The sequence below is a fragment of the Denitrovibrio acetiphilus DSM 12809 genome (assembly GCF_000025725.1).
Lineage (GTDB): Bacteria > Chrysiogenota > Deferribacteres > Deferribacterales > Geovibrionaceae > Denitrovibrio > Denitrovibrio acetiphilus.
On record NC_013943.1, the window covers coordinates 620,224 to 646,957 of the forward strand.

At 37.1% G+C, this 26,734-nt stretch carries 26 protein-coding genes and 4 pseudogenes; 19 read left to right on the plus strand and 11 right to left on the minus strand.

Annotated elements, in window-relative coordinates:
* Window positions 1-25: 25 nt before the first annotated feature.
* Both DACET_RS03030 and DACET_RS03035 read right to left on the minus strand, forming a co-directional pair.
* On the minus strand, window positions 26-895 hold the full coding sequence (locus DACET_RS03030; RefSeq protein ID WP_013009942.1) for a nucleotidyl transferase AbiEii/AbiGii toxin family protein: 870 nt from the start codon (window positions 893-895) through the stop codon (window positions 26-28).
* A complete protein-coding gene (locus DACET_RS03035) occupies window positions 888-1,526 on the minus strand; it encodes a type IV toxin-antitoxin system AbiEi family antitoxin domain-containing protein (RefSeq protein ID WP_013009943.1) in 639 nt (212 codons plus the stop codon). The genes DACET_RS03030 and DACET_RS03035 overlap by 8 nt, the downstream gene beginning before the upstream one ends.
* 147 nt (window positions 1,527-1,673) lie before the next feature.
* On the opposite strand from DACET_RS03035, the gene DACET_RS03040 reads away from it, so the two are divergent.
* Both DACET_RS03040 and DACET_RS03045 read left to right on the plus strand, forming a co-directional pair.
* Window positions 1,674-1,925 carry a type II toxin-antitoxin system prevent-host-death family antitoxin gene (locus tag DACET_RS03040; protein ID WP_013009944.1) on the plus strand — a complete coding sequence of 84 codons (252 nt, stop codon included), beginning with the start codon at window positions 1,674-1,676 and terminating at the stop codon, window positions 1,923-1,925.
* Complete coding sequence (locus DACET_RS03045) at window positions 1,912-2,235, plus strand: type II toxin-antitoxin system RelE family toxin (protein ID WP_013009945.1); 324 nt, start codon at window positions 1,912-1,914, stop codon at window positions 2,233-2,235. The genes DACET_RS03040 and DACET_RS03045 overlap by 14 nt, the downstream gene beginning before the upstream one ends.
* A gap of 213 nt (window positions 2,236-2,448) precedes the next feature.
* Here DACET_RS03045 and DACET_RS03050 read toward each other — a convergent pair whose 3' ends face one another.
* The 3 genes from DACET_RS03050 to DACET_RS03060 all read right to left on the minus strand — a co-directional run bounded on the left by DACET_RS03050 (window position 2,449) and on the right by DACET_RS03060 (window position 6,060).
* Entirely contained in the window at window positions 2,449-3,648 is a 1,200-nt protein-coding gene (locus tag DACET_RS03050) for a tyrosine-type recombinase/integrase (RefSeq protein ID WP_013009946.1), read from the minus strand.
* 28 nt (window positions 3,649-3,676) lie between these two features.
* Window positions 3,677-3,907, minus strand: a complete 231-nt coding sequence (locus DACET_RS03055) for a helix-turn-helix domain-containing protein (protein ID WP_013009947.1) — start codon at window positions 3,905-3,907, stop codon at window positions 3,677-3,679.
* Window positions 3,908-4,629: 722 nt separating this feature from the next.
* A complete protein-coding gene (locus tag DACET_RS03060) occupies window positions 4,630-6,060 on the minus strand; it encodes an MDR/zinc-dependent alcohol dehydrogenase-like family protein (protein ID WP_013009948.1) in 1,431 nt (476 codons plus the stop codon).
* Window positions 6,061-6,186: 126 nt separating this feature from the next.
* Between DACET_RS03060 and DACET_RS03065 the strand changes: the two genes are divergently transcribed.
* Window positions 6,187-6,420: a helix-turn-helix domain-containing protein gene (locus DACET_RS03065; protein WP_013009949.1), complete on the plus strand. Its 234-nt coding sequence runs from the start codon at window positions 6,187-6,189 to the stop codon at window positions 6,418-6,420.
* A 702-nt stretch (window positions 6,421-7,122) separates the two neighbouring features.
* A pseudogene (locus DACET_RS16505) lies at window positions 7,123-7,422 on the plus strand (integrase core domain-containing protein); the annotation flags it as partial.
* Window positions 7,423-7,486: 64 nt separating this feature from the next.
* On the opposite strand, the gene DACET_RS03075 reads toward DACET_RS16505, so the two are convergent.
* Complete coding sequence (locus DACET_RS03075) at window positions 7,487-7,696, minus strand: hypothetical protein (protein ID WP_013009951.1); 210 nt, start codon at window positions 7,694-7,696, stop codon at window positions 7,487-7,489.
* Window positions 7,697-8,092: 396 nt separating this feature from the next.
* On the opposite strand from DACET_RS03075, the gene DACET_RS16210 reads away from it, so the two are divergent.
* The 11 genes and pseudogenes from DACET_RS16210 to DACET_RS03125 form a co-directional block, all read left to right on the plus strand.
* Entirely contained in the window at window positions 8,093-8,266 is a 174-nt protein-coding gene (locus DACET_RS16210; protein ID WP_013009953.1) for a hypothetical protein, read from the plus strand.
* Window positions 8,267-8,386: 120 nt separating this feature from the next.
* Complete coding sequence (locus DACET_RS03080; RefSeq protein ID WP_013009954.1) at window positions 8,387-8,611, plus strand: hypothetical protein; 225 nt, start codon at window positions 8,387-8,389, stop codon at window positions 8,609-8,611.
* A gap of 123 nt (window positions 8,612-8,734) precedes the next feature.
* Window positions 8,735-9,667, plus strand: coding sequence for a helix-turn-helix transcriptional regulator (locus tag DACET_RS03085; protein ID WP_013009955.1), 933 nt, complete (start codon window positions 8,735-8,737; stop codon window positions 9,665-9,667).
* Window positions 9,668-9,866: 199 nt separating this feature from the next.
* Window positions 9,867-10,289, plus strand: a complete 423-nt coding sequence (locus tag DACET_RS03090; RefSeq protein ID WP_013009957.1) for a YkvA family protein — start codon at window positions 9,867-9,869, stop codon at window positions 10,287-10,289.
* A gap of 149 nt (window positions 10,290-10,438) precedes the next feature.
* Complete coding sequence (locus DACET_RS03095) at window positions 10,439-12,172, plus strand: dynamin family protein (protein WP_013009958.1); 1,734 nt, start codon at window positions 10,439-10,441, stop codon at window positions 12,170-12,172.
* 2 nt (window positions 12,173-12,174) lie between these two features.
* Window positions 12,175-14,499, plus strand: coding sequence for a dynamin family protein (locus DACET_RS03100; protein ID WP_013009959.1), 2,325 nt, complete (start codon window positions 12,175-12,177; stop codon window positions 14,497-14,499).
* Entirely contained in the window at window positions 14,499-16,001 is a 1,503-nt protein-coding gene (locus tag DACET_RS03105) for a dynamin family protein (protein ID WP_013009960.1), read from the plus strand. The genes DACET_RS03100 and DACET_RS03105 overlap by 1 nt, the downstream gene beginning before the upstream one ends.
* A 221-nt stretch (window positions 16,002-16,222) precedes the next feature.
* Window positions 16,223-16,336, plus strand: a complete 114-nt coding sequence (locus tag DACET_RS16745; protein ID WP_430640271.1) for a 5'-nucleotidase — start codon at window positions 16,223-16,225, stop codon at window positions 16,334-16,336.
* Between the two features lie 65 nt (window positions 16,337-16,401).
* Window positions 16,402-17,186: pseudogene (locus DACET_RS16510) on the plus strand (IS3 family transposase); the annotation flags it as partial.
* Entirely contained in the window at window positions 17,174-17,566 is a 393-nt protein-coding gene (locus DACET_RS03120; RefSeq protein WP_052293494.1) for a recombinase family protein, read from the plus strand. The pseudogene DACET_RS16510 and the gene DACET_RS03120, both read left to right, overlap by 13 nt.
* A gap of 50 nt (window positions 17,567-17,616) precedes the next feature.
* Window positions 17,617-18,381 (plus strand): annotated as a pseudogene (locus tag DACET_RS03125) (IS256 family transposase); the annotation flags it as partial.
* A gap of 109 nt (window positions 18,382-18,490) precedes the next feature.
* Here DACET_RS03125 and DACET_RS03130 read toward each other — a convergent pair.
* The 4 genes and pseudogenes from DACET_RS03130 to pseI all read right to left on the minus strand — a co-directional run.
* A pseudogene (locus tag DACET_RS03130) lies at window positions 18,491-18,757 on the minus strand (ATP-binding protein); the annotation flags it as partial.
* 57 nt (window positions 18,758-18,814) lie between these two features.
* Complete coding sequence (locus tag DACET_RS03135; protein ID WP_013009962.1) at window positions 18,815-19,387, minus strand: YdcF family protein; 573 nt, start codon at window positions 19,385-19,387, stop codon at window positions 18,815-18,817.
* Window positions 19,388-19,399: 12 nt separating this feature from the next.
* Window positions 19,400-20,056: a formyltransferase family protein gene (locus DACET_RS03140; RefSeq protein ID WP_013009963.1), complete on the minus strand. Its 657-nt coding sequence runs from the start codon at window positions 20,054-20,056 to the stop codon at window positions 19,400-19,402.
* Window positions 20,057-20,060: 4 nt separating this feature from the next.
* On the minus strand, window positions 20,061-21,095 hold the full coding sequence (gene pseI / locus DACET_RS03145; RefSeq protein ID WP_013009964.1) for a pseudaminic acid synthase: 1,035 nt from the start codon (window positions 21,093-21,095) through the stop codon (window positions 20,061-20,063).
* A gap of 133 nt (window positions 21,096-21,228) precedes the next feature.
* Between pseI and DACET_RS03150 the strand changes: the two genes are divergently transcribed.
* The 4 genes from DACET_RS03150 (at window position 21,229) to DACET_RS03165 (ending at window position 25,621) form a co-directional block, all read left to right on the plus strand.
* On the plus strand, window positions 21,229-22,629 hold the full coding sequence (locus DACET_RS03150; RefSeq protein WP_013009965.1) for an IS4 family transposase: 1,401 nt from the start codon (window positions 21,229-21,231) through the stop codon (window positions 22,627-22,629).
* 95 nt (window positions 22,630-22,724) lie between these two features.
* Window positions 22,725-23,780, plus strand: a complete 1,056-nt coding sequence (locus DACET_RS03155) for an XRE family transcriptional regulator (RefSeq protein WP_013009966.1) — start codon at window positions 22,725-22,727, stop codon at window positions 23,778-23,780.
* Window positions 23,780-24,265, plus strand: a complete 486-nt coding sequence (locus DACET_RS03160; RefSeq protein WP_013009967.1) for a PIN domain-containing protein — start codon at window positions 23,780-23,782, stop codon at window positions 24,263-24,265. The genes DACET_RS03155 and DACET_RS03160 overlap by 1 nt, the downstream gene beginning before the upstream one ends.
* Before the next feature lie 141 nt (window positions 24,266-24,406).
* Complete coding sequence (locus DACET_RS03165) at window positions 24,407-25,621, plus strand: IS256 family transposase (RefSeq protein WP_013009968.1); 1,215 nt, start codon at window positions 24,407-24,409, stop codon at window positions 25,619-25,621.
* A 323-nt stretch (window positions 25,622-25,944) separates the two neighbouring features.
* Here DACET_RS03165 and DACET_RS03175 read toward each other — a convergent pair whose 3' ends face one another.
* Window positions 25,945-26,718: a hypothetical protein gene (locus DACET_RS03175; RefSeq protein WP_013009969.1), complete on the minus strand. Its 774-nt coding sequence runs from the start codon at window positions 26,716-26,718 to the stop codon at window positions 25,945-25,947.
* Window positions 26,719-26,734 lie beyond the last annotated feature (16 nt).

Below are 26,734 nucleotides of genomic sequence, written 5' to 3' on the forward strand. Positions count from 1 at the left end.
TTCTCAGTATTAGTCGTTTAAGGTTCTATGTGCAATCCACAATATTGTCGACTATACTTCTGAAAAAGTCAGGAGACCATATTTCCAGTGCTTCAGGGTTATTAAGGAAAGGTGTGGCATCTTTTTTGGCCTGCTCAATATCTGTTTCATTAAGCTTCTCATAAAAGATATTTTTTAAATCTTCGATATGGAAACTTTTATCTTTAGTCCAGTCACCTGTCTGCACCATTCTAGCTTTCAGATGAGTCAAATTAATATTAGGGTGATTTGATACATACCACACAAAGTCATACCAATCTCTCCCCTTGACTCTGTTTTTCCATCTGCGAAAAAGCAATGCATGCATTTTGCCAGCAAAGAGAGAAGGTAGGTCAAAAGTTTTAACACTGAATGGTGTCGGCTGGAGCAGGTATTTTGTCTCGGTGTTAAATTTACCTGGCGGGTCGGTATCGACTTCTATTTTTATCTTTATTCTCTGGCCTGATGGGATACTTCTAACAATATCTTCAGAGGCTTCTATAGTGATAAGCTCTCCTGCCGTATCGGCCTTTAGAAAAGCAGATTTTACAGCAGTATCTACAATCTTTTCTTTTAACTCTACAGAGACTTTGAAGCCGTATGATGAAAGTTCTTTCTCAAGAAAGGTACTGTATTTTTTCAGTTCAAAGTTATCATCAGGGTTTAATAGTGAGAAATCTAGGTCTTCGGAGAATCTATCTAACCCATAAAATATACGAAGAGCTGTACCTCCATAAAATGCAGCATGTTCAAAAAACTTACCACGGTAAAGGCCTAAAAGTGCGATCTCCTGCATTATCTCACGGAGTGCCTGTATATGGTCATCTGTGGTAACGCATTGATATTTATTCAGCATCTTTTCTATAGCTTTATTCACTTATAATTCTCCTCAAGGCTGTCGAAAGATATTGAAGCCTCTTGATTCCATAAACTGCGCAAAACTCATCTATCTGCGATATATCCAGATTTGCAGCTTCTGTCGCATCTATGCGCATATTATCTATTAAATGAGAATACATTCCAGTTATGTTGTTTATTTTTAATCCTCTTGTCAGAGCGATTTTGTCTGTTAATGCTTTTTCCAGTGTTGCTATCAGGTAACAACCTGAGTTTGTTTCAAAAATGTCCATCCCTTTGGAGTAGGCGATCTGAGGTATCATTTCATAAGTGTATCGTCCGACAGGCGTATCAAATTTTCTGCTTCTACCTATCGTGACGGAGGAAACCACTGAAACTTTTTCAGGTATGAGACCATATAGCGACAGTGCATAATCTGATGAAATATACGAGGGACCATATAACATCCCTGCTATAACCTCTTTTACTACAGGATGTCTGCGTAGTGTCTCACTGAACATATATAGACCTTGTCGCAAAGGTATGATGTGACCGAGCTTGATCAGACTGCTGATTTTATCTCTCGGCTTGGAGTAATTGCCAAGAACGCTCACCAGTATCTGATAGTCAAAAATATCTGTCTCAATGGTTTGTCTGATTTCATTTATCATGATTAAAAATAGCACATTACGCAGGCTATGTCCACAAATACTGGACATGATATGCATAAAGTACCTTTTGAAGGTATGAGTGTTTAAAACATTTCTGTTGAAAAGCTATATATTTAGCTCTATATTAAGAGCTAAAAGGAGGCTCGCATGGATACTATATTTGCAGATTTTTCTGTCAGCATGTCTGAATTTAAAAAGAATCCCGCAGAGGTACTTCGTAACGCAGGGGAAAAGCCAGTGGCAGTGCTGAATCACAACAGACCAGCATTTTATATGGTTACTCCTAAAATGTTTGAAGCCATGCTGGAAGAAATTGCAGACAAGGAACTTGTAAACACTATTCGTACTAGGCTAAATAACATATCGGATGCAGTTGAGGTTGACATTGACGAAATCTGAGAAAGATAAATGTTATAAATTAAAATTCCATCCAGATGCACTTGATGAGTGGAATAAACTCGACGGCAGCGTAAAAGAGCTATTGAAGAAAGCTTTAAAAAAACGACTTACGAATCCGCATATGCCAGGCTCTGAACTTCATGGAGATTTGAGTAACTGTTATAAAATCAAGCTCAGGAAACAGGGATATAGGCTCGTGTATTTTGTACAGGACGATGATTTGTATGTTGTAGTAGTGTCTGTAGATAAGCGTGAGGATTTCGCTGCATATAAGTCTGCACTTTCGAGATTATTTAGCAGTAGCGAATAAATAAGTATTGTTTGGAATCGTGCTATTTTTTTGAAAATAATTATGGCACCTACCAACCTCACAGCATCCTATAAGAGCATTTTTTTGTCACCAAATTTGTCACCTATTACAGCCGAAACGTACCTGTTTGAACGGGTAAAGTATTGAAAAAAGCCTTATTTTTCAATGATGGAGATATTGTGCAAATGGTTCAAATCCTTTCACCCCGATTACTTAAGGATTCGACTGAAGCGGCTTCCCAAGAGCCGCTTTTTTATTTGTCACAAATTCGTCACAATTTGCAGAAAAAAGCAGTCCTTTTCTAGTTCCGTCATTACGGTTTATCCTGTTTCCGTATTTTCTAAACAGCATTTGCAGACTGGAGTGACCAAGCATATTCTTTATCCAGTTTATCTCCTCACGAGCATCCAGCATCATACAGGCGAATGAGTGCCTCATCTGATTAAGGATTCTATACCTGAGACCTAGAGCCTTTAAACATGGCTTGAAATAGTCTTCTGTAATATTTTGGGTTTTAGTAAATGGTTCGCCGTAACTGGTGACAGTTACCCATTCAGACTTCATAAATGTGTACTGTTTTTGGAAATGCAGATACTCGTCTAGCATTGGGATAATGTCGATTACTCTGTAGTCAGCAGTTTTGGTGCTCTCCTTGATTCTGTTTTTAGTGATTGTGCGTTGAACGATGATTTTATGATGCTTGAAATCTATGTCAGACCATTTTAAAGCAATAGCCTCGCCCACACGCATACCAGTATAAAAACCGAGTGCAAAAATAATAGTCATATGAGGATGGTGCTGTCTCATCCAGTCGAGAATCATGGATACTTCTTCTATTGAAAACGGATCAACTTTCTCTGTCTGAACTCGGGGCTTCTTAACATGTTTACACGGATTTTTAGATAGTAAGTCATCTCTGACAGCTGACTCGAATATACTGTGAAATACCCCAAGATAGTTGGCGATTGTTTTAGCAGAAAGCTCTGAATTAGATATATATTGCTGAATGTGTGATGGTTTGATTTCGCTTAGCTTAAAACGGGAGAAGTAAGACGAGAGTTTGCTTACAGCAGTGCTATAGGTTTTGTAGGTCGAGTATGCTACAGAGCTTTCGATACTGGATAACCATAGCTCTGCATACGTATCGAAAAACATATCAGAGTTGAGATGAAGTTGCTGGTTTTCTCTGACGTACTTTGAATCTGGAAAGTATGTTTCGTATTTGAAAGTCTTTTCTGCGATTTTACGTTCAATTTCACTAAGTAAAGCACTAGCAGATCGGCAATCTTGGCATTTGCAAGTATCTTTGCCAGTTTCGCAATAGTAAAGGCTTTGCTCGTAACGCCTTATACCTTGAAACATAAAAATTATTTCTAATCGGGCTTTTTTGCCTCTACGTCTAATGCTTCCCATATATTTCCTTTGATTACCTATAGGTAAACTAGTGTTTGAGTGCTTTAGGCGCAAGGAGTATCTTGATTTCGGGATAAAAGAATCTAAGTACTCGATCTTTTACAAAGTAATGCACGTTATATCTCAAGAATTCGCTTTTGACCCATCGGTCAATAGTGTCTTCAGATACATCCAATTCTTTTGCTAAACGTTTTTTGCTCATGAAGTCTGGCTTCTCGGGGATATAGATTTCATTAACTACAATATTTCTCTCTTTCATCACTTCACCTCAGACATTGAGACTAGCCCAAGAAAAAGTGAATAAGTGTTGTTTTTGCAATTTCTGGAAACTTTTTTTGTATTATTACTAAAATGTTACGAGCCACTATTAGCCACTATGTGGCTTGATATTTATATCGACCCTGTCCGCAGGAATTATGTGAGTGAAACCTTATTCCCAGCAGACAGGGTGCATAAGTAATAAATATTTATTCTCACCCTGTCTGACTATTTAATTTCTTATTATTACGAACCCTGTCTGATTTACTTATAGCTCAGACAGGGTATTCTTAGTTTGTTAGCTTAATTATTTTTTATGGTTTGTTCTTAAATCTTATATGCTGTCATTATTAGCCGTTGATGTGTGCAATGAGCCTATAAGTGGCTAATATTGCTGAGAATCGAAGATTTAAACTGTGCGTGATTTTGTCATTTTATAGTATGTCGCCTTTCGGCAAAGATGTTCTTTTGATTTTAAGGCTATCTGAGCCGTTCTGATGCATATTGATATCTGCCCTTGTTGATCGTCATTTTATTTTGCAATTTATTAAACTAGGACTATATTATTTACCATGAGGTGAACGATATGCCTATATTTGGTTTATACTTATTAATATTCTTGCTTTTAGCTATGTTGACGATCGGTACTTATGTTGAGCATAGAATTGATCGAAAATATGATGAAAAGAACCGCCGCTAAATTGCTCCAGCGGCGGATATTGCTTATTTCTTTATTAGATATATCAGTTTATTATCCTTTATGAAGTAGATGTACTTCATCCTATAATTTTCGAGTTCGCGCCCAACTATCATCACTCCACTGTATACGTCCGTGATGAATATAGAGCCTGACTGGTCAACAGTTTTAACAATACCATCTACTCTGGGAACCAATGAGCCGGGTAAGGCAGTTGGAAGAGGGGAGTCGCCTAGTTTCTTCATTGAATCACCGCACCTGAAATAATTTTCAATCTTATCAAAACTGTTCGTATCTGTATTTGTGGTAACGGCAGCGACCTGGTCACACTGCCCTGTCTTATATATCCAGTGCACTTCCGTAACAAAGTTCATGTCTGATATGGTCATGACAGGATTGTTTTCATTAACAGCTAATACGTATTTCTGCTTGTTCAGATCCGCAGCACCGATCTGTGCCTGAAGCTTGTTCGCAAGCATCTCTTTGAGTGACATATTTGTATTGTCTAAGGCTTGGGGCGCATTGCCTGAAAGTTTGGCAATGTTCAGCACTCCTTCTTTTGCGTATATTGCGTACTTATTGCCGCCTACATCCTGAAATCTGACATAGAATGGGCGAGTCTTTGATGTGCACTGAAATGTTGCATCAGCAGGGATCAGAGAATAGGCTATATCAGACTTGTTATATCCTTTTATCGGCGCGGCGAAACCACCATTATGAGCGCACAGGGCATTCAGGTCATAGAGGATACCCAAATCTTTATCTATATCGGTAACGTTATTCTTTTTCATGTAATATTCTTGATATATAGCCCCATCCGGCTGAATTCTTACATGTGTTGCTGCCTTGCCTCTAAATAGGGCAAATTTGGATTCTAAAAATTCTTTAAGCGACACATTTTCAGGATATATTGACATCATCTTTGCCTGATTCTCGGATAAAACTGGTTTGCCGGAATATGAGCTCTCAACCATTATCATAATCTTTGGAGAACGCCCTCCACCAATTGTTGTTTGTGATGAGCTGTTAGTTATTATCGAATCGATAGAGAATTCGATGCTCCCTTCGGTACAATCCCATCTTTTTGTATTCGCTTCTACAGTGATACTTTGAATTGTTTCTTGACCTGTAAATGAGTCAATTACCTCCTGTTGTGCTGTTTGAGTGCCGTTGACGCTGTCACAAATCTCCCTGAGTGCTTTGTTGACAAAATCGAACCAGTAGCCATCTGTTAGAATAGCCGTTTTAGATTCTGAAAGATTGATGTATTCAACCGGGTGACTGGCGTATAGGAAGTTGACTTTGCCTATTCGGGCAATCTTCTCTCTTAGGGTGCTGTTGCCTATTTCTCGCTTTATCTCTGCCTTGGCTGGTACATTTAGCTGAACAGCCGCGCCGCCGCAACCAGTGACAGCGACCACCATGAGCATGTAAATGAATAAGGACGTAATCCGCATATAAACCTCCGAATAATAATCTCTAAATTACCAGCAGTGTTTAATTACCTCAAGGAAAATATTTACCTATAGGAAAATGATGAAATAGAGCGACTAGCGGATAATTAGAAAACGCGAGGTTGCAAAATGGAAGATTATCAGGAGTTTCTCAAACGTGTTTCAGACAATGTGAAGCACATGCGTATGGAGCACGGCAAAACCACAGAAGAAATTGCCATCGAAGCTCTTGGTCACAGCTCCACCGCCTTTGTAAATCAGGCTGAAAACCTCAAAAACGGAAAACACTTCAATCTGAAGCACCTGTATCTGCTTGCAAAATACTATGGGTGTAGTGTCGAATCATTTTTTGTATCGGACTAATGCTATTACCCTTGATTCCTAAATCAAAAAACCTTACTTTATGTTAGGAGCGTGAATATGACAGGTCTCATCTTTCTGGCAATTTTCGGCGTGGTATTTGGCTCATTAGGTATCGCCGCTGGTATCTATCTGCAAAAGCACCCATGCGACAAATAAGATAGTATTAAACCGTTCTTATCTAATCTAATTAAAGTCTTCACAATATAGATATGTTTACAATCTCCGTTATCTGATTTAAAATAATAAAAAACTAACGATAATTAGGAATTATGACTGATGCTTATTGATTCTTTTGTAAACAGAGAAGCTGAACTGGAGTATCTTTCTAAAGATATTGAAAGATATTATGAGAGTAAAAAAGTATATATTCTAAGTGCTCCTTCCGGTGTGGGGAAAAGTCTGTTTGCTGAGAAATTACTTTATGAAATTCATGATACTTATCAAAGTATAAAAGTTTCTTTTGTCCAGAATATGAGTGATTATAAGAGCGAAGGCTATTACCTTAAGATAATTGCCAGGGAGATTAACGAGCTGGCAAGAAAAACTGAAAGTTTTAAATCATATCAGCAGTATATCTCAGACTTTGTAAAAAAGAATAAGTTTAAAGATATTGTAAATGAATTAGTGAAAGCCTTGCCATACGGCGAAACAGCTATAAATATAAAAAAAGCACTATTAGAAGACCCGGATTTCAGCTCAGAAAATATTTTTAATTCATCCTCGAGTATTATCAGCCCTCAGACGAATGGGATCTGTGAGAGATTCAACAAAACGATTCTGGATGAATTTTACAAAGTCGCTTTCAGAAAGAAAATCTATCACAGTATAGAGGAGCTTCAGATTGACCTTGATGAATGGCTCCATAAGTACAATTACGACAGGACACATCAGGGCAAACGCTGCCAAGGCAGAACTCCGATGGAAACATTCGCAGAGAATCTTTCGTTGGCAAAGGAAAAAATATTGGGTATGAATAGAGAAGAACTGACACTTATCAGTTAACTGACACCGAACCTTAAGAGGGTAACTGTCAGATCATGTCGTGGTCAGCACATATGAATAAAATTTAGATTTCTTCTTTTCCTTCGACAGCGAAGTGAAACTCCCAGTCCATAGCTTTGCATAGTTTGTAGAAGTTTCGCATGGTGATGTTAGCGTTACCGTCTTTCAGTAGCTTAAAGGCTGTGTCATAGTTCAGAATCTTGCCTAGTGTGTTTGTGTTATACCTCTCCCGAAGTTGGGCAAGGTACTCGTCTTTTAATCTGATATCGACCATATATACTAAATACAACTTCTTTCGGAAAATCGCAAACTTTTACTTGCGTTTTCGTAAAACCGAAAGTATTATTAATTGAGGCTTACGGTTATCCGAAAGGAGTGTATTATGTTTAACTATCTTACTAGAATTAATAAAATTATGAAGAAGCCTATGAACAAGTTATCTTTTGGAGAAGGCTATTCTCTTGGCCTATACTATTTTATGTTCATTTTTATACTTCAAATATTGATTAGAGTGATGTGAATATTCTGCTAAAAACCACCACTCATTCTGGAGTTAAACCCGCCACCTATTCTGAAGCTATACCTGCCGTCTAAAATTATTTTTCAATATTTCCATATTCTGGAATCCTGCTGTGGTAGCTTATGATAACAAAATCGTAAGGAGGATATTATGAGCTGGTTAAAATATGGAACAATAGGTGCAATCATTGGTGCTGCCGCTGTGGTTGGTGCGGCGTTTCTGTTTGGAGATTCAGAGGAGGCAGAGTCCTGCTCTTTCGATGAGTTCGAAGACGAACTTGAAAATGAAACTCCTAGCAACCCCGAAATAGTGCCGGAATCATAATCAGGATCAGAAATGGGCGGATTTGTAATATTTCTGTTTGGCTGCGGTGTTGGATATTACATTGCTAAAAACAAGTATAAAATCAAATAACATTGTGGCCACAAGTAAACGGAGAATACCATGAGTGTAACCGTTTGGTACAAAAGAATGTCAGAGAAAATACAAAATAAGCTTGCAGGATTTTGGAGTCTGTTAACTGTCGGTGATGATTTTGAGAAAACAGATAGTAGTAATTCAGACTGTAAACGCAACGAGGACAAGGCTTTCCACCTTGGCTTCAGGAACAGAAAAGCTGCAAGATTAGCTGAATTACGAGCTCACCGAGAAAGTAACCAAGCAAAGTAATTCTTTGGTGTGTCAAATGTTGCCTTATTGTGTTGTTCTTCGTGAGGTATATGTGTATAATGTGAAACGAGAATACTGGGCTTCAAATATCGGAAGCCCGGTATATTATTTGGGATGGTTTATATGCCAAGAAAGCTCGATCCGGACACCACTCCGGGTGTAAAACTGTTACGTATGTTTCGTAAATTGATGGCTGGCGGAAGAAAACATTTCCAGCTTGATCTGGCGGAATATCTAAACTGCTCACCGCAGGCTGTGATGCGGATGGCTCACGAGATAGAGTCTGTAGTGGGTATCACTTTTGAATCAGGTATTGAAGACCGTAAAAAATGGTATCGTATTAATTCATCAAAACAAAACACCTTGGGGCTGGAGTTCGAAGAACTGCGCTACTTGAGTATTTGCAGGGATTTATCAACTGGACTTCTGCCTGATAAAGTAATTGAGCGTATTGACAGCACGATATTAAACCTTTCAGTTATGATGGCAGAAAAAAGCTATTCTGATAACAATTCCGTAGATAACAAGCTGACATTCTTTTCTAAGGGGCGGATAGATTATGCCCCGCATATGGAAAATATAGAAAAACTCGTACGGGCTATTGAAAGTAAAACTGTGTGCCTTGTGCAGTATAAAGCACCTCAGCAGACGGGTAGTATTGAACACCGCTTTGTACCCGGACGGATAGTCAGCATGAGCAATGCTTTATATGTTCTGGGATTTGGACTGAACCGTGAAATGACAGACATCAAACACCCTACCAATTTTGCAATTCACCGCATACAGAGTATTACCCTGACAGACAGACAGGTTGATATAGAGATGCCTGAATATAAGCCGGAGGTTTTTGGTCTGCCTTGGCATGAGCCGAAGACTTTCAAGGTTCGGTTTAAAGGCGGTAAGTCTGCGGAATATGTGAAAGAGAGGATATGGTCGGAAAATCAGGCACTGACCGATACTGAGTATGGCGGGGTTATACTTGAGCTGACAACCCAAAGCGAACCTGAGCTTCAGGCATGGGTGCGCAGCTTTGGAGAGGATGCGGAAGTAATATAAATAAACGAGGAATCAAAATGCATAAATGTACTAAATGTGGCTCTAAAAATGTGAAAGTTAAAAATAATACCGGTTTGCCGTCACTTTTATCAAACCTTGCTGGCCGCCCCAAGGGTCAGCTGACTGTCACCTGCAAAGATTGCGGGCATGTCTATATGGTTATGGCGGATTAAATTTGTTTGAGCATTGAGGTTTGGCAATGGAAAATGAAGAAACAGTTATTAGGAGAAATCAAATGGAAGATAAAGCAATGGAAAAAGCATATTCTGAAGAATCTATGTGGAAAAAGTTAAAAGAGTTTGCGATTAAGGCCGGAGGCAGTGTCGTTTACGCAGTATTATTGCTTTATTACACAATGAAGCTTAAAGAAATACCTTTAAAAATAAAAGCAGTAATTATGGGTGCTTTAGGATATTTCATTTTGCCACTTGATGTAATACCAGACGCAATTCCAGGAGCAGGTTTTACTGACGATCTTGGTGTCCTTGTCGCAGCTATTGTAACTGTAGCAACCTATATTGATGAAGAAGTCCGCAATACAGCAAAAGATAAACTTAAGGATTGGTTTGGAGAAGACTCTGTAGGAGAGCACATCGCATCCATTGATGAAAAACTGAGCTAGACTTGTAAAATATTTACTGACGGTGGCGGTGTGCTGAATATACTCAGCAGACCTAAAGGACAACCTATAGCAACCTGTAAAGATTGCGGGGAAATTGCGTTTTTGTACGTTGATTGAAAAATAAAATTATTCTATAGAAGGAGATAATAATGTTGTCAATGCAGGCAAAGTATTGTGATTATCTGGAGAAAGTCGAAAACGAACTGAAGATATTAGATTTACACTCAGAAACTACACAGTCCTTTAAGTTTGATGAATTTAAAGAAGCTATTATAAATAAAGAGTTAACAATACCTGTAGTGGGAGCGTTCAGCGCAGGGAAAAGCTCATTTATCAATTCATTTTTAGGAAAGGACTATTTATCAGTCAATATTACTCCTGAAACTGCCATTGCCACCGAGCTAAGATATTCTGCTGATGAAAAGATCGAAGCCATTGCATCTAGTGGCAGTCCTACAACATATGAAATTACTGAAATGGCAAGTGTTATAAGTAAGTCTGAGCAATTTAAATTTATCAGACTCTACCTAAATAACGCAAATCTGAAAAGTATAGCACCTCTTATCTTAGTTGATATGCCTGGTCTTAATTCTCCTATGGACTTACATAATCGTGCGATAATTGAATATATAGAAAAAGGAGTTTACTATCTTGTATTAACCAGTATTGAAGAAGGAACTTTAACTCGTTCAATGGTAAGGCAATTACTGGATATAAAAGAGTTTGGAAAAGATTTCTCGTTTTTTCTAAGCAAAACAAATTTGAGATCCGAAAAAGAAGTAGAAGAAATTAAACAAAATTTATTAGAACAGATAAATGATTATCTGGAAATGTCAAAAGAGATTGTTTCTATTGACGACAATGGCGGAGATAATCTGAGAAAGCTCTTAGATAAAATTGATCCGGATGAACTTATTGAAAACATCTTTGCAAATCCTCTTAAAGACCAGTTCTTTACTATCTCTGACTCTATAAATACAGCAATAAGCTCGTTTTCAAAAACAAAAAATGAAAATGAAGAAAGTCTACAAATATTGGAAAGCTCACTCAATAACCTTATTGATGAAAAAAAACGCCTAATACAGGAAACTACAGATCAATATACAAATATCAATGTTGATCTGATTGTAGAAAAAATAGGCAGAAAACTTTTAGACAATGCAGACGAATTAGCGAATAAAGCTTTGTCTAGTGATCAAGATGAGTTAAAGAACACAATATCAGAAATTGTAAGACATGCTGTAATCTATGAAATGAAAAAGATTGTTGATAACTTTAGTGATGAAATTGTTAATAAATTCGCTATTAAAATTAAGGAAATAAATAGTGAGACTTCAGACTTTATTATCCCTGATCTTTGGGTAGATAAAATTGCTGATAGTGCCAAAAAAATTGCAAACTATACGGATTCCTCAATAAAAAAAATAATAGAAGATAGAAAAGGCAGAAGTGATACTGGAAATATGTATAAAACTATCACCACAGCTTTATCAATCTTGTCGAATGTTTTAAACCCTGTGTTGGAGTTGGTTATTGTTTTCCTGCCAAACGTCATAAATATGTTGTTTAAGAATTCTAATGAGCAACGGCAAAAAGAGGCTGTAAAGAGTAAAATTATGACTGAAGTAATACCCGGCATTAAGTCTAATGTACGAAACAATATCCCACCTGTTATGAAAGAACAACTGACTAGTATAATTGATAATATCGGATCAAGGTTTGAAGAAGCAATAACTGTCAGAAAAGAGGCTGTAGCGGAAGCGCAGAAAAAACTGGAAAAGGAAAATACTGATATTAATGCCCAGATATCAAATTATAAAAATGCTTTGTCCAACATTAACACCCTTGCAAATAATCTTATTTTCAAAATAGAAGGAGCCTGATTATGAATCCTATAGAATTGTCTGAAAAACTTGAAACTATTGTTGGGGAACACGCTGAACTTCTTGCGAATGAAGCAAAATCTTTGAAAGATGAATATGCTATCATATCACCAGATGCTTTACAAAAAGCTGTCGATGAAATTAACGCAGAAAACAGGTTGCTACGTATTGGTATCGTTGGTCGTGTTAAAGCCGGGAAATCATCACTGCTGAATGCAATATTATTTGATGGAGAATCTATACTGCCTAAAGCTGCCACACCAATGACTGCTGCTCTGACTCAGATAACTTACGGTGATACACTGGCTGCGGAAGTTGAATTCTTTACGCAGAAGGATATTGATGAGATTAAGAACGATTATGAATTAGTTGAAAAAATGATAGATAAGAAGCTGAACGAACTCATTCAGAAAAACCAAGAAAAATCACATAAAACAAAAGAAAATGTACCGAACCCAGATGATTTTGGGTTAAGGGAAAAAGCCATAAGAGCAGTCAAAAGAGATTGTGAGGGTAATATCAGCCTGATAGCAGCTCATGAACAATTCCAGAAAATGGCAGAATCAACTGTTAAGTATCAAGAACTTGAGTCCAACATAGTGATAAACAGCAGTTCTCTGAATAATTTGCAAAATGAACTGATAGATTATGTCGGGGCTGACGGTAAATATATGCCTTTTACAAAGAGCGTTCATCTCAGGCTTCCTCAGGAAAACCTCAAAGATATTTCTCTTGTTGATACACCAGGAATAAATGATCCTGTTCAATCCAGAGAAGGGAGAACGAGAGAACTTCTGAAGTTTTGTGATGTTATCTTTATAGTTAGTCCGTCCGGTCAGTTTTTTAGTAATGAAGATACTGAGTTGCTTGATAGAATAACGTCTAAAGAAGGTCTCAGAGAATTATATGTAGTAGCCAGCCAGATAGATCTTCAACTATATGGAAATTTAAAAAAAGAGAATAACGGAGTCCTGAATGCGGTGGTAGAGAAGGCCTCTTTTATAATTTCGGATCACATGGTGTCTACTCTTGAAGATATCAAAAAAGATCATCCTGAAATCGGAAATGCATATGATCAACTAATAAATGATAAAGATTTTAGGCTTATATTTTCATCAGGGATATGTGAAACATTAATTAAGGATTTTGATGATAGGTCTAAATGGGACTCTGGAGCCTGTAAAGCATGGGAAAATCTATTAAAGAATTATCCAGACTACTTTTCAGATGCCGACAGACAGCTATCTCTTGAAAATTTAAAAATGCTTTCAAATAAAACAAAATTACTAAACATAATCGATGATGTCAGGAGAAAAAAAGATGAAATTTTACAAATGAGAGTCAATGATTTTCTTGATGCTAAAAAGCAATCCCTAATCACTTATAGGAATGAACTGGGAAAATATGTTCACGGGCAGGTTGAACTTATTAAGAACAGCAATATTCATCAGCTTGGAGAAAAGAAAGAAAAATTAAATATATTAAAAGAGAAGTCTTCAGGTTTAGTGGATGAGGAATATCAGACCTTAGTAGACGAAGTTGAACGTAAAATCATTAGGGAATTAAACAGTAAATTAGAAACATATTTTCATGAAACAGATAGTAAAGTCTCCGGTAGTGTTAAAACTGAATCCGAAACATATACTGTTAACAAAAGTGGAGTTCGTTCATGGTTAGCAAGAAAACTTTGGGGTGGTGGAACCGAAACTAAGACAAGGACATATAACACTGTCAGAGTGGGGGCTGTAAAGGGAGCAATTGAGGAACTTACTCTTAAAATCGAGCGAGAACTTGATTTACATTCAAGAGATATTCTTGCTGAGTGGAAAAAGCACCTACAGGTAGTCATTACTAAAAAACTACGTGAAAGCATAGACGATTCTTATATAGACATAAACAATATTCTCAGGGCATTAAGAAATGTTATTAATTCAGCAAAAATACCTGATTTTACATATGAAGGTTACCTTCCTGATTCTCTTTCGGACAAAAAAGAAGACAATATTAGTTCACGTGGTTTTTTAGGTTTACGTGGTTTTTCAGGTTCTTCCCACGGCAAAGTGTCAGGAACTCTTACAGGCGACAGGGCTGATGATTTCATTGATGAGGTAGGAGAATATATTTTAAAGTTTAAAAAAGAAGTTGGTAGGGATATCAAAAGTTTTGCCACAAGTCTAGATAAGAACTTTAAAAATATAAATTTCAGCAGAGAACTATTCGGCTATATAGATGATGAAATAATACAGTTGGAAGAGCAAATAAATAACAAAACAGTTACACTGGAGAATTATAGTAGAGTTACTAAAAAGTTAGGAGATGCTGTGTAATGAGTCTGAATGAAATTAAATCAATAACGCCTTTGCTGGAAGAGCTTACGAAGTTTATTAAATTTAACCGTAGAAAAACTACAGAGCAAATTGCCGATTTTCTCGGAGATATAGAGACAAGATATGTTGATCTATTGCATGAATCTGATGAGAAGAACTCTAAGATATCAGAAATGCAAAAAAAAATTGTAGATAAAGATGAAACGATTTCTGGACAACTAGAAAAAGAACAAGCTTTAATTGCAGATATGGATAAAATCAAAGCTGAATCTGAAATATTGGCAAAAGAAAAATATGACATCCTATATAAATATGATTTTATTTCAAACATACTATCCGCAGAAAAAAGAACTTCAGAAAGTATGGAGAAACTGTCAGCATTGTTTAATGAAGATTTTATCAGTTTTGCCAATCAGGAATCGTCTTTGGCAGAGGAAGCCGAGGCTATTATTGCGCTACAGAATATTGAAAAGAAACTTAAAATGATTTCTGCCTTTCCAGAAATTTATAACAAAAAGATTATTGCTCTCGGTGGGGGTTTTAGTTCTGGCAAGTCATCATTCATAAACAGTTTCTTTGAATCTACAGACATTCTTTTGCCGGTAGGTATAAATCCTGTTACTGCTATACCAGCATATATAGTTTCTGGCAGAGATAATACTGTGAAGGGTCTATCTAAAGATCAAGGATGCGTACATATACCTCATGGAATATATACAAATCTATCGCATGATTTTCTTAAATTATTCCCATTCCGTATGAAAGATATTTTACCAGTCATGGCTATCGAGACACCCTTTGAATATGACAGCATCTGCTTTATTGACACACCAGGCTACAACCCTGCTAGTAATAATTTGACTGAGGAAGACGTATACACAGCAAAAGAATATTTAGATCAGGCAGACGCAATTATATGGCTGGTGGGTGTAGATTCCACAGGGACTTTGCCTGCATCTGATCTAGATTTTTTATCTAATATCAATTTAGAAAAGAAAAAAATGTATATTGTTTTAAACAAAGCTGATTTAAAGTCTGAAGAAGATATTAAAGATATCATGGAAAACATTCAGGATATTTTGGAAGATGAAGAAATTAATTATTCAGGAATCAGTGCATACAGCTCAATAAATCAGGATGAAATACTTTTTGACAAAATGTCAATTTCAGAATTTCTTGACAATGAAAATAATAGCACGGAAGTCAAGGAACAGGTTTCTATAGAGCTGGATACAGTATTTAATATGTATTATAAAGCGATTAATGAAGATATTGACGCTGCTAATGATATAAAAAGAGCAATTCATTCTTTAGAACTGGATATGCTTGAGTCAGGTTATGACTTTTCAGATGATAAGATCGGCAACAGCATTGAGGCGATAAAAGAACGTATTCATTGCAATGAATTAGAACAAAATTTAAAAGATTTGGATCTATTAAAAAACAAGATTTTTATTGCGTTGGACAATGTTTTTAAAGAACTCAATATAGATAAAAGATAATAAATGCCTATCGATTTAAATGATATCCTTGTGGTTGGAATATCTTCGAGGGTGTTGTTTGATCTGGAAAAATACATCAAATTCAGCTTAATAACGGAAACGCTCTCCTTTCAAAAGAGACAGCGTTTCCGTTTATAGACGCTCTATAGTAAAAAAGTTGTCGAAACAGTCCTGACACTGGTCTGCGGATACTCAACAGCATAAAACACTACGGTTTAGATATCACAAGGTCGGCTTTCTCCGGTGGCGAACCTCTGTCTCCTTATCTGGAAGCTTTCAGAGTTGACCTGTTTTTGTCTAAAGATGAATCAGATGTGCAATACGCCATAGTGTAAGCATCCCTGAATTTTTTACAGTTTAAAATTAGAGTTTTCCTGTAGATTATAAACAGGAGGACTTAATGAAACGCAGTCGATTTTCAGAAACTCAGATCGTAAAAATACTCAAAGAAGCCGAGTCTGGCAGACAGGTAAAAGACATCTGCCGTGAGTACGGTATCAGTGACGCCACCTACTACAACTGGAAGTCCAAATACGGAGGTATGGAAGCCTCAGACATTAAGAGATTAAAAGAGCTAGAGGATGAGAATCGCAAACTGAAGCAGATGTTTGCTGATCTCAGCTTAGAGAATACAGCCCTGAAGGATATTCTCTCAAAAAAGCTTTAAAGCCGTCGGAGAAGCGTAGTTTAGCAGATTACTGTAGAGCAACATACGGAATGAGTATTAGTCATGCTTGCCGTACAGTCAGCATAAGCCGTCCGGTTTATTACTATCAGCCGGATGTAGACAGAGACAACCATGTCATAGCCGTTCTGCTTGAACTATGTGAGAAATATCCGGGATATGGCTTCGGAAAGCTGTTTGCCATTATCCGTCGGCTGGGACATAGATGGAATCATAAGAGGGTTCATAGGGTTTATTGCCTTTTGAAGCTTAATATGCGCCGTAAGGCCAAGAGAAGGCTCCCAAATAGGAATCCTCTACCTATCAGTGTACCTGAATCTATCAACCAGTGCTGGTCTATAGATTTCATGAGCGACAGCTTGTACTGCGGGAGAAAATACAGGACATTTAACGTTGTTGATGACTTTAATCGGGAAGCTCTTGCCATAGAGGTTGATCTTAATCTGCCAGCAGCAAGAGTTATCAGGGTACTTGACAGGATTGCTTCGTGGCGAGGATTATAGTTTACTCATTAGATAGAATAGGTCGTTCTACTCTTGATACATTACAGATAATAGAAGATATAAAAAATAAAGGTATCAAACTTATTCTAATCAAAGATAATCTTACTATTGATCCTTACAACTCTAATCCATACAATGAAATGATGCTTACAATGCTTTCAGCATTTGCACAATTAGAAAGAAGTTTTATAAGTGAGAGAACTAAAGCTGGTTTAGCAGCAAGAAAAGCTCAAGGTATCAAACTGGGTAGAAAGAAAGGGCAACAAGTTAAATCTATCTATGATGAACATAGAGAAAAGATAGAAGAACTATTTACACTTGGTTTGAGTTTAAAAAAGATTGTTCAATATATCAATGTAGGGAGTGCGAGCCTGTAAATAGAAGTGTGTAAACGTCGTATGTGTTAAACTAACATGCGAGGTTTATGATGAAATTCGACAAGGACAAACTGAAAGAGCTGCTTGCTGAAAGCGATGTAAAAACCACAGAAGACCTTCAGGTATTTATGCGTGACATGATGAAAGAAGTCATCGAAACGCTTTACGAAGGCGAGCTTGAAGCTCATCTGGGCTACAAGAAACACGAACCGAACGTAAGTGACGGCAACAGCCGTAACGGTCGTTCTTCCAAGAAAGTACAATCACAGATGGGCGAAATGGACCTCGAAGTGCCTCGTGACCGCCTGTCAACTTTCTCACCAGAAATAGTCAAGAAACGCCAGACAGATATATCCGGCATTGAAGCCAAAGTAATTTCCATGTATGCCAAGGGGATGAGCAACCGTGACATCAAAGAGCATATCTTTGATATTTACGGTCATGAAATATCGCCGGAAACAGTCAGCGTTATCACCGATAAGATTCTCCCACAGGCTAAGGAGTGGCAGAATAGAGCATTGGAAGAGATATACGCTATCGTCTTCATGGACGGCATGGTTTTAAAGATGCGTGTAGACGGAGCTGTCCGCAACGTCACTATCTACTTTGTGATAGGCATCAGCCTGGAAGGTCATAAATCCTGTCTGGGGCTGTATCTTGCTGAGACAGAGTCAGCTAAATACTGGCTGACAGTAATGAATGAGCTGAAGAATCGTGGAGTGCAGGATATTCTTATCTTTGCCGTAGATAACCTTAAGGGCATCTCAGAAGCTATAACAGCCGCTTTCCCGCAATCTGAGATACATGCCTGTATCGGCTTATTCGGACAGTGGGATCGGAAACATTCGGACAGCGTATCGGAGCTCGGACACTTTTGCCGCAAGGTAACCTTTTTCTGATTATAAGAACCAGTTCATCTATAAATCAAGCGTTATCCGCTTGAATCTTCCTTATACTTTCACCTTTAAGTTTGATCTTGTGGCTGCTGTGAAGCAGCCTGTCCAGAATGGCGTCAGCCACAGTGTCGTTATTGAGATAGTCATACCAGCGATCTACAGGCAACTGTGATGTAACGATAACACTGCTGATGTTTGCACGATCCTCAATCACCTCAAGAAGGTCGTTGGCATCATCGGCGGTGAGCGGATTAATTCCGAAGTCATCAAGGATGAGTAGATTATATTTGGCTATTAGAGCCCCTAGTTTACATAAGTATATTAAAACTAGAGGGATTGAGAAGAGGTTATTCTAAAAACAAACTTTTGAGTATATTTCCCCATTATAAAATGGGTGTTTATCAATTAGTCTATTTTTAATTAAATCATCACTACCGGACTCGATACCTTCGAAGGTTTCATAGAATTTATTCAAAGATCTTTCTTCATTAATTTTTAATTCATTTTTTTGTTCAGTTTCAGAACCTATTACATCAATATGATATTGATCTCCATATACAAATTCAAATATTTTTCTTGTTCTATCTACATGGTAATCACTTGTTACAACAAGAATTTTTTTCCATTCTTTATTCTTTACAATATTATTTTTTGTAAAAATAGCATCTCCGACAGTATCTCTAGAATTTAATTCAACAATAATTCTATCAACTGGTATATTTTTTTCTTTAGCATATTTTTTCATTGCATCTGCTATTTTTATAGATGAATCATCTCTATAATCCCATCCACAAGTAATCATCCAAGGTGCTTTATCTTTATTGAATTCCTCGATAGCTAAGTCCATTCTTCTGGAAGTTTCCTCATTTAAAAATCCTTCTCTATCCATTAAGTTAGCTAAAACTATTATTGCAGAATATTTCATGTAGAGTATCTCTTAATTATTTTCTTGTTGTTTTTTGAATTTTTCAATCTCTAAAGCAGACCTATCCCAAGACTGTGCAGATATTTGTAATTCTGCAATATATTCTTCAAAATCTGATATTTTTGTGTTCCAACCATCTGCCAGTGTTTCGAAAAATGGTTGCTTATCTTTCACCTTATGTATAGACCCATCGCCTAATTGTTTTTTTCTTTGACATTTTCCATTCTTAATATCTAACCAATTTTCTTTGAATAAATTTTGTATTTCCATCTGAAGTTTATCATAAGATGATGCTAGTGTTTCTTTATCTGAATCAAACTCCACTTCCTTTTGAACAATTATATCCCCAGTATCTATACCTTCATCCAAATAATGAATAGTAACTCCCTTTGGTGTTTCTTCAACAAAACTCCATAAATTAGGATCTGCCCCCTTATTCCAAGGCAAAAATGATATATGTAAATTTATTCCTGTATTATTAAAATATTCAATGATTTCTTTTGTAATAATATACCTATACCCGTAGCTAATTAAATACTCAAATTGATTTTCTTCTATAAACTCTAATGATATTTTTTCTGATGTCGGAAATACCTCATGATTATTATTCTTTAACCATTCAACAAGAGGGGAATCTTCATACCCTAAAAACAATACTTTACCATTCATATATTTATCCTTTTCTAATTTCTAATCTATCACCAAAACTATAATCTTTCTCTGAAACTTTCCCTAAAATACTCTTTAAATGCTTTGGGTGAGCACCATACCCTGGCCTAACACTTCTAATATTTTCTTCTGAAAACTTATCACCTTTTTTTATATCTCTTGATATATATAAACTTCTTGCAAATTGTCTACTTTGTATTTTTTTGTCAGTCATTGAATAATCAACACTACCTATTAATTTTTCAGCATCCCTAACAGCTTTTATCATATCTTTAAATTCATCTTTATCTAAACTAAAATCTGAATCAGCACCACCTATTGCTTTATCAAGTATAAAATGTTTTTCTATTACCTTAGCACCCAATGTTGTAGCTACAATAGGAGCTGTTATACCCAAAGTATGATCAGAAAATCCACTAATTACACCAAAAGTATCTGATAAATTATTTATTGTAATTAAATTAGCATCTTCCAATGGTGCTGGATATGCACTTGTACATTTCAACAATACAATTTCATTATTACCAACATCTCTACAAATATCTACGGCGTCTTGTATTTCATCAATTGTTGCAATACCAGTTGATATGATAATAGGCTTCATTTTTGAAGCAGTGTATTTTATCAACTCATAATCGGTTATTTCAAAAGAAGCTATTTTATATGCACTAGGATTAAACTGTTCAAGAAAATCAACAGCACTTTTATCAAATGGAGAAGAAAAAATATCTATATCAATACTTCTTGCATATTCAAATAATTCCTTATGCCATTCCCATGGAGTATACGCTTCTGAATACAACTGATGAAGTGACTTATCATCCCATAGTGTTCCACCCTTAATAATAAAATCTTCCTTATCACAATTTAATGTTAAAGTATCAGCGGTATACGTTTGTATCTTAATAGCATTAGCTCCAATTTCCTTAGCAGCTTTTATGGTTTCTATTGCATTTTCTAGAACACCGTTATGATTAGCACTAAGTTCAGCAATTATATAAGTTCCATCTTTTTTTAAATCAAAATTTCCTATTTTCATACATTCTCACTCAAGTTTCGCACCTTGATATGGTGTGATAACTTGTTGTTACAGTTAGGATAATAATAGAAAAAGTCTCACATAAATGGTATATTGATTTTCAAAGAACAATTACATCAAGGAGACTTTTTCTATGCTTGAGAATAAATCATGGCAGTCTGAAATACAAGCGGCATTGTGGAAAGAATTTGAAATATTCCGAGTAATGAAGGCTTTGCAACTGCGTACAATTGCCTATAGGTGCGGTATTTCAAAGAATCAGGGCGTTGAACCCTTTTCGATTCTCATAGCCTTGGTTTTTCTGACATTTCTCGGCAAAAGCGTTCACCATTTTGTTTCCCATTGCCGGAACAGTCTATTTGATTTAGGCGGTAAAGATGTTTTTTATCGTTTAAGTACACGCACAAGTATCAATTGGCGGCGTTTTATGAGTGATATATCTTTGAGAGTAATCAGTCATTTCAAATTATTCAGCAACTGGCAGCATCGTGTTCTCGTCATTGACGACACAATAATACACAAGACAGGCAAGAAGATAGAAGAGTTATCTTGGTTATATGACCATAGCAAAGGTAAAAGCGTGAAAGGCTTCAGTGCTGTTGTGCTTGGCTGGAGTGATCGTGCGTCATTTGTCCCTGTAGATTTTGCTTTGCAGCGAAGCAGCAGAAAAGTATTCAAACAATCGACAGAAATTGAAATGGATAAGCGGATGCTGGCGTGGCATCGTCGAGAGGAAGCAGTAAAAGACAAACCAACACTGGTAAAGGAAATGCTTAAACGGGCGAAACAGAAGGGGCTGGATGCTGGGGCTGTTCTGTTTGACAGCTGGTATTGTATGCCGAGGCTGGTCTCGTCAATTTATCATGAGATAGGCTATGACGTGATTGCCATGCTTAAAACTACACCGACATTAACTGTTGCTGTAAATGGCAAGGTATACTCAACCAAACGCTTATGGGAATGTGTTGTTCCAGCTTTGATTAAGGAAACAGTAACCATTGGCAAAGATCGGGTGTCTGTATCTTCCATCAATGCTTTTTTCGGTTCAACTCTGGTTAAGCTGGTCTTCTGTCAGCCATCTGAGAAAAGTAAATCAAAGAAGCCTATTATTCTACTGTCTACGGATACATCTTTGACATCGGCAAAAATAATTGAAACCTATGGTCAGCGTTGGGCGGTAGAAGTGTTGTTTAAAGATGCCAAGAGCAAGCTTTTCTTTGGGAAAAATCAATCCAGAACCTTTGAGGCTACTATTTGCTTCCTGACACTGTCACTCGTTAGGTTTATCATCCTGAGCTATATGGAACGGATAAATGGAGATTTCCGTCACAAAGGCCGTCTGTATGAGGGTCTGCGTTATGAAGTCGAAGAACTGAATATTCTGGCGTTTATGGAAAAATTTATAAACCGATTATTATCGATAATTGATGGAGCAAAGGAAACATTTGCAGTTTTTATGGATAAATTGACTGCTATTCAGCAATTGGTAAGGCTCTCAATTGAAAATTTACTCTTTCAAAGGTGCGAAACTTGAGTTATAATTTAATAACATTATTGAGCTTGTCAAGACATGAAAAAAGACTATAATGTTAAATATACATAACACGGATGTTTGTATAGGAGGACAAGATGCGATTAAAGGAACTGCGCGAAGAGAGAGGCGTTTCCCAAGCCGAGCTTGGTGAGTTTCTTGGGGTGTCGAGGCAAACAATTGCAGCATGGGAGAACGGGGACAGAGAACCAAGCGTGCTTCAATTTTCAAGAATATGTAAGCTGTTAAAAGTATCACTAGAGTTATTGCTTGACGAAGAACATAGCGCTGAACCTGTTCTGCTTTTTAGAGCCGATAAACGAGAGTTATTGTCAAATGATATGCGCAGGATATGTGCAACTAAAGCATATGATTATGCAAACATTGAAGCAATAGTGGGTGCCGTCCCAACCATTCCAATTACTCACCATCTGTATGAGTATGACGAAGTTGTTATTGAAAAGAAAGCCCTAGAAACGAGAGATTGGCTTGGGATTGAAGATGCGCCATTAGGTGATGTTTTGCAACTTCTTGAAGAAAAGGGTCTAAAAATATTTGAAATACCTCTTGATGATGAAGTGTCAGGCTTTTCTGCTTATGACGAAGATCATGGAGGGGTAATTTATGTAAATTCAAATCATAGAATTGAAAGGCAATACTTTACAGCTTTACATGAGCTTGGACATATGATTTTTCACAAAAAAGATTACATCAAGAATACCGAACTCAACAAAGAAACATCTAAGATTCGAGAGAAAATTGCTGATCGCTTTGCAGGTGCTTTGTTATTACCAAGGGACATCGCTGAATCTGAACTTAGATTGTTTCGCAAAAAGTGGATTCCTAATCCTGTATTGCTTGACATGAAAAAAAGATATAAGGCAAGCATGCGGACAATACTGGTTCGTGCTGCTCAAGTAGGAATTATATCAAATGCTCTTTGTTTCAAGCAGATCAGAGCAATAGATGAGAAGTATGGCAAAAAGTCTGAAGCAGGAGATTTAGAAAAGAAAGAATTAAGACGGTTAAAGCGAATGGTATTCGTTGCTTTGGTTAATGAAGAAATCTCATCATCTAAAGCAGCCGAAATACTTGAAAGACCTTTATATGAAATAAAAGAAGAACTTGGTCAATGGCTTGAAGAGGGTGCTTGATGGTTTTACTTTCCGATGCGAGTATAATAATTGATTTAGAGTATGTTAACGCATTAGACCACTTACCGAAGGTATGTGAATGTGAAGTACTTGATGTTGTTTTAGAGGAGTGCGATAGTCCAAAGCAGCCGGGACTAGTTGATAAAATATACAACTCTGACATCAAAGTAATTGAAACGAGTATGAGCTTGCTGAAAAAGGCCATTTTGTTTGATGCTAAACACCTTAGCCAGCAAGATAAAATGATTTATATGTATGCGGTAGAAAACCTGCGCACAGTTTTAAGCGGTGATAAAGCATTAAGAAATACTTGCAAAGAGAACGATATAGAGTGTCATGGACTTATCTGGCTGATGAGAGAATTCGCTGAAAAGGGCCTAGTTATACCAGAAGAAATATGTAAATGGTTTCCAATATTTCGTAAACTTGGCAGAAGGTTGCCCAGTGATTCAATTACAGAACTACAAGCCAAATTAGGGTGTTAGTTCGTCACAGTATTTGTCACACTTAAAGCGGTCTTGAGCGGATATGAGCGGTGGAAACCCGTTGGAATAGGGGGCACAGAAGAGCGTGTAAATAAAAGTGTGTAAACGTCGTATGTGTTAAACTAACATGCGAGGTTTATGATGAAATTAGACAAGGACAAACTGAAAGAACTGCTTGCTGAAAGCGATGTAAAAACCACAGAAGACCTTCAGGTGTTTATGCGTGACATGATGAAAGAAGTCATAGAAACGCTCTACGAAGGTGAGCTTGAAGCCCATTTAGGCTATAAGAAACATGAACCGAACGTAAGTGACGGCAACAGCCGTAACGGTCGTTCTTCCAAGAAAGTACAATCACAAATGGGCGAAATGGAACTCGAAGTACCCCGTGATCGCCTATCAACCTTTTCGCCTGAAATAGTCAAGAAACGCCAGACAGATATATCAGGCATTGAAGCTAAAGTAATTTCCATGTATGCCAAGGGTATGAGTAACCGTGACATCAAAGAGCACATCTTTGATATCTACGGTCATGAGCTATCGCCGGAGACAGTCAGCGTTATTACAGACAAGATTCTCCCACAGGCTAAAGAATGGCAGAACAGAGCCTTGGAAGAGATATACGCCATCGTCTTTATGGACGGCATGGTTTTAAAGATGCGTGTGGACGGAGCTGTTCGCAACGTCACTATCTACTTTGTGATCGGCATCAGCATGGAAGGTCATAAATCCTGTCTGGGGCTATATCTTGCCGAGACAGAATCCGCTAAATACTGGCTGACAGTTATGAACGAGCTAAAGAACCGTGGAGTACAGGATATTCTTATCTTTGCCGTAGACAACCTCAAGGGCATCTCAGAAGCTATAACAGCCGCTTTTCCACAGTCTGAGATTCAGAAATGCGTAGTCCATCAGATACGCAACTCTCTCCGCTTTGTGCCCTGGAAGGAGCGTAAGACTGTGGCTGCTGACCTCAAGAAAATCTATGCCGCAGCGACCGAGGAACAAGCCAGAGCTGAGCTGGATGCCTTTGCTGAGAAGTGGGACAGCAAATATCCTAACATCTCGAAATCATGGCGGAACAACTGGACTGAGCTTTCTACGTATTTCAAATATTCCAAGGAGCTCAGGAAACTGATTTATACCACGAATCCGGTTGAGAGCTTCCATTCTGCCATCAGGAAATCGACTAAAGGAAAGGGAGCCTTCCCGACGGAAGACTCCCTTGTAAAGCTCTTATATTTAGCTATTTTAGGTATCGAAAAGAAATGGACTATGCCAATCAGGGATTGGGGTGTAATATACTCACAGCTATATATCAACTATGAAGACAGAATTACGACTTTACACAGTTAATATGACAGGCTCGCACAGAACTGCATAGGGGCTCAGAGATTGAGTTCAAATCCTTTCACCCCGATTACTTAAGGATTCGACTGAAGCGGCTTCCCAAGAGCCGCTTTTTTATTTGGTGCATTTCTGGTGCATTTTCTTCTTATGTATGTCAATAATACTTATCAAATCGCACTTTTTGTAATGCTTCATTTGTTCAAAATTGAGTGGCGTTGGTATGGTGAAATGTTTTACGCCTATCCTTATATTGAATACGTTATCAAATAAATCTAACTGCTCAGGAATTTTATATTTTGGCTCAGTAGTACTTAGATTATTCATTATTTTTAATACAGAAACAATATTGTAAATTGACATATGTAATGTAATAAGAGCTGCATGTTCTGTTCATGAGACCAGTTTAAGCTTACTTTTTCAGAATAAATTCCCCTATCTCCTTTTTCTTCTATAGAATATTTAAGGTCTTTAATTTTAAAAAATGTTGTTCCGTATTTTGAGCTTCCAAGAGGAACAAATTTAGAATCTTCTATTCTTTGATCTTGGGTAGATTGTCTTGCTATAGATAAAGAAAAACCACCGTGTCTGACACGTAGCCCGTGCTTTAGACTGTTGTATTCATCAATAAATTTTTCGTCTAAAAATAATTCTATGCTTAGCCTCTTCCAGAAGTTAGCAAATAAGTATGCTATCTTATTATTATCCTCATTGTTTGTAGAATAGGGTGAAAATATTGCTTCAGATATATCTTTCCAAGAAGCAGTCTTGATGTTTAAGATAGTGAAAATATCTTCGTTATTATTTAATTTTTGTATTAGATGTCTCAGCTCATTATTTTTATATTTTGATATCCATGCGTAGACACAGTTTGGAGCTTGTATAAAAGCACCTAGTAGAGCGTAGAATGTTTCAGCAGCCTGAAATAGAGCAGTTCTGATTGCAACTGAAGCTAATTGCTCCTGTGGGTTATCTTTGAAAGCCTTATATAGAAAATTATAGTATTCTGGATCAATGCTATTTAGAAAGAATTTGTTTTTTGCTTCTATATTATCTTCCCAAAGACAATATGGTTCTTCATTTACAAGAAATACTGAGTTTTTCATAACTCCTCCATAATAT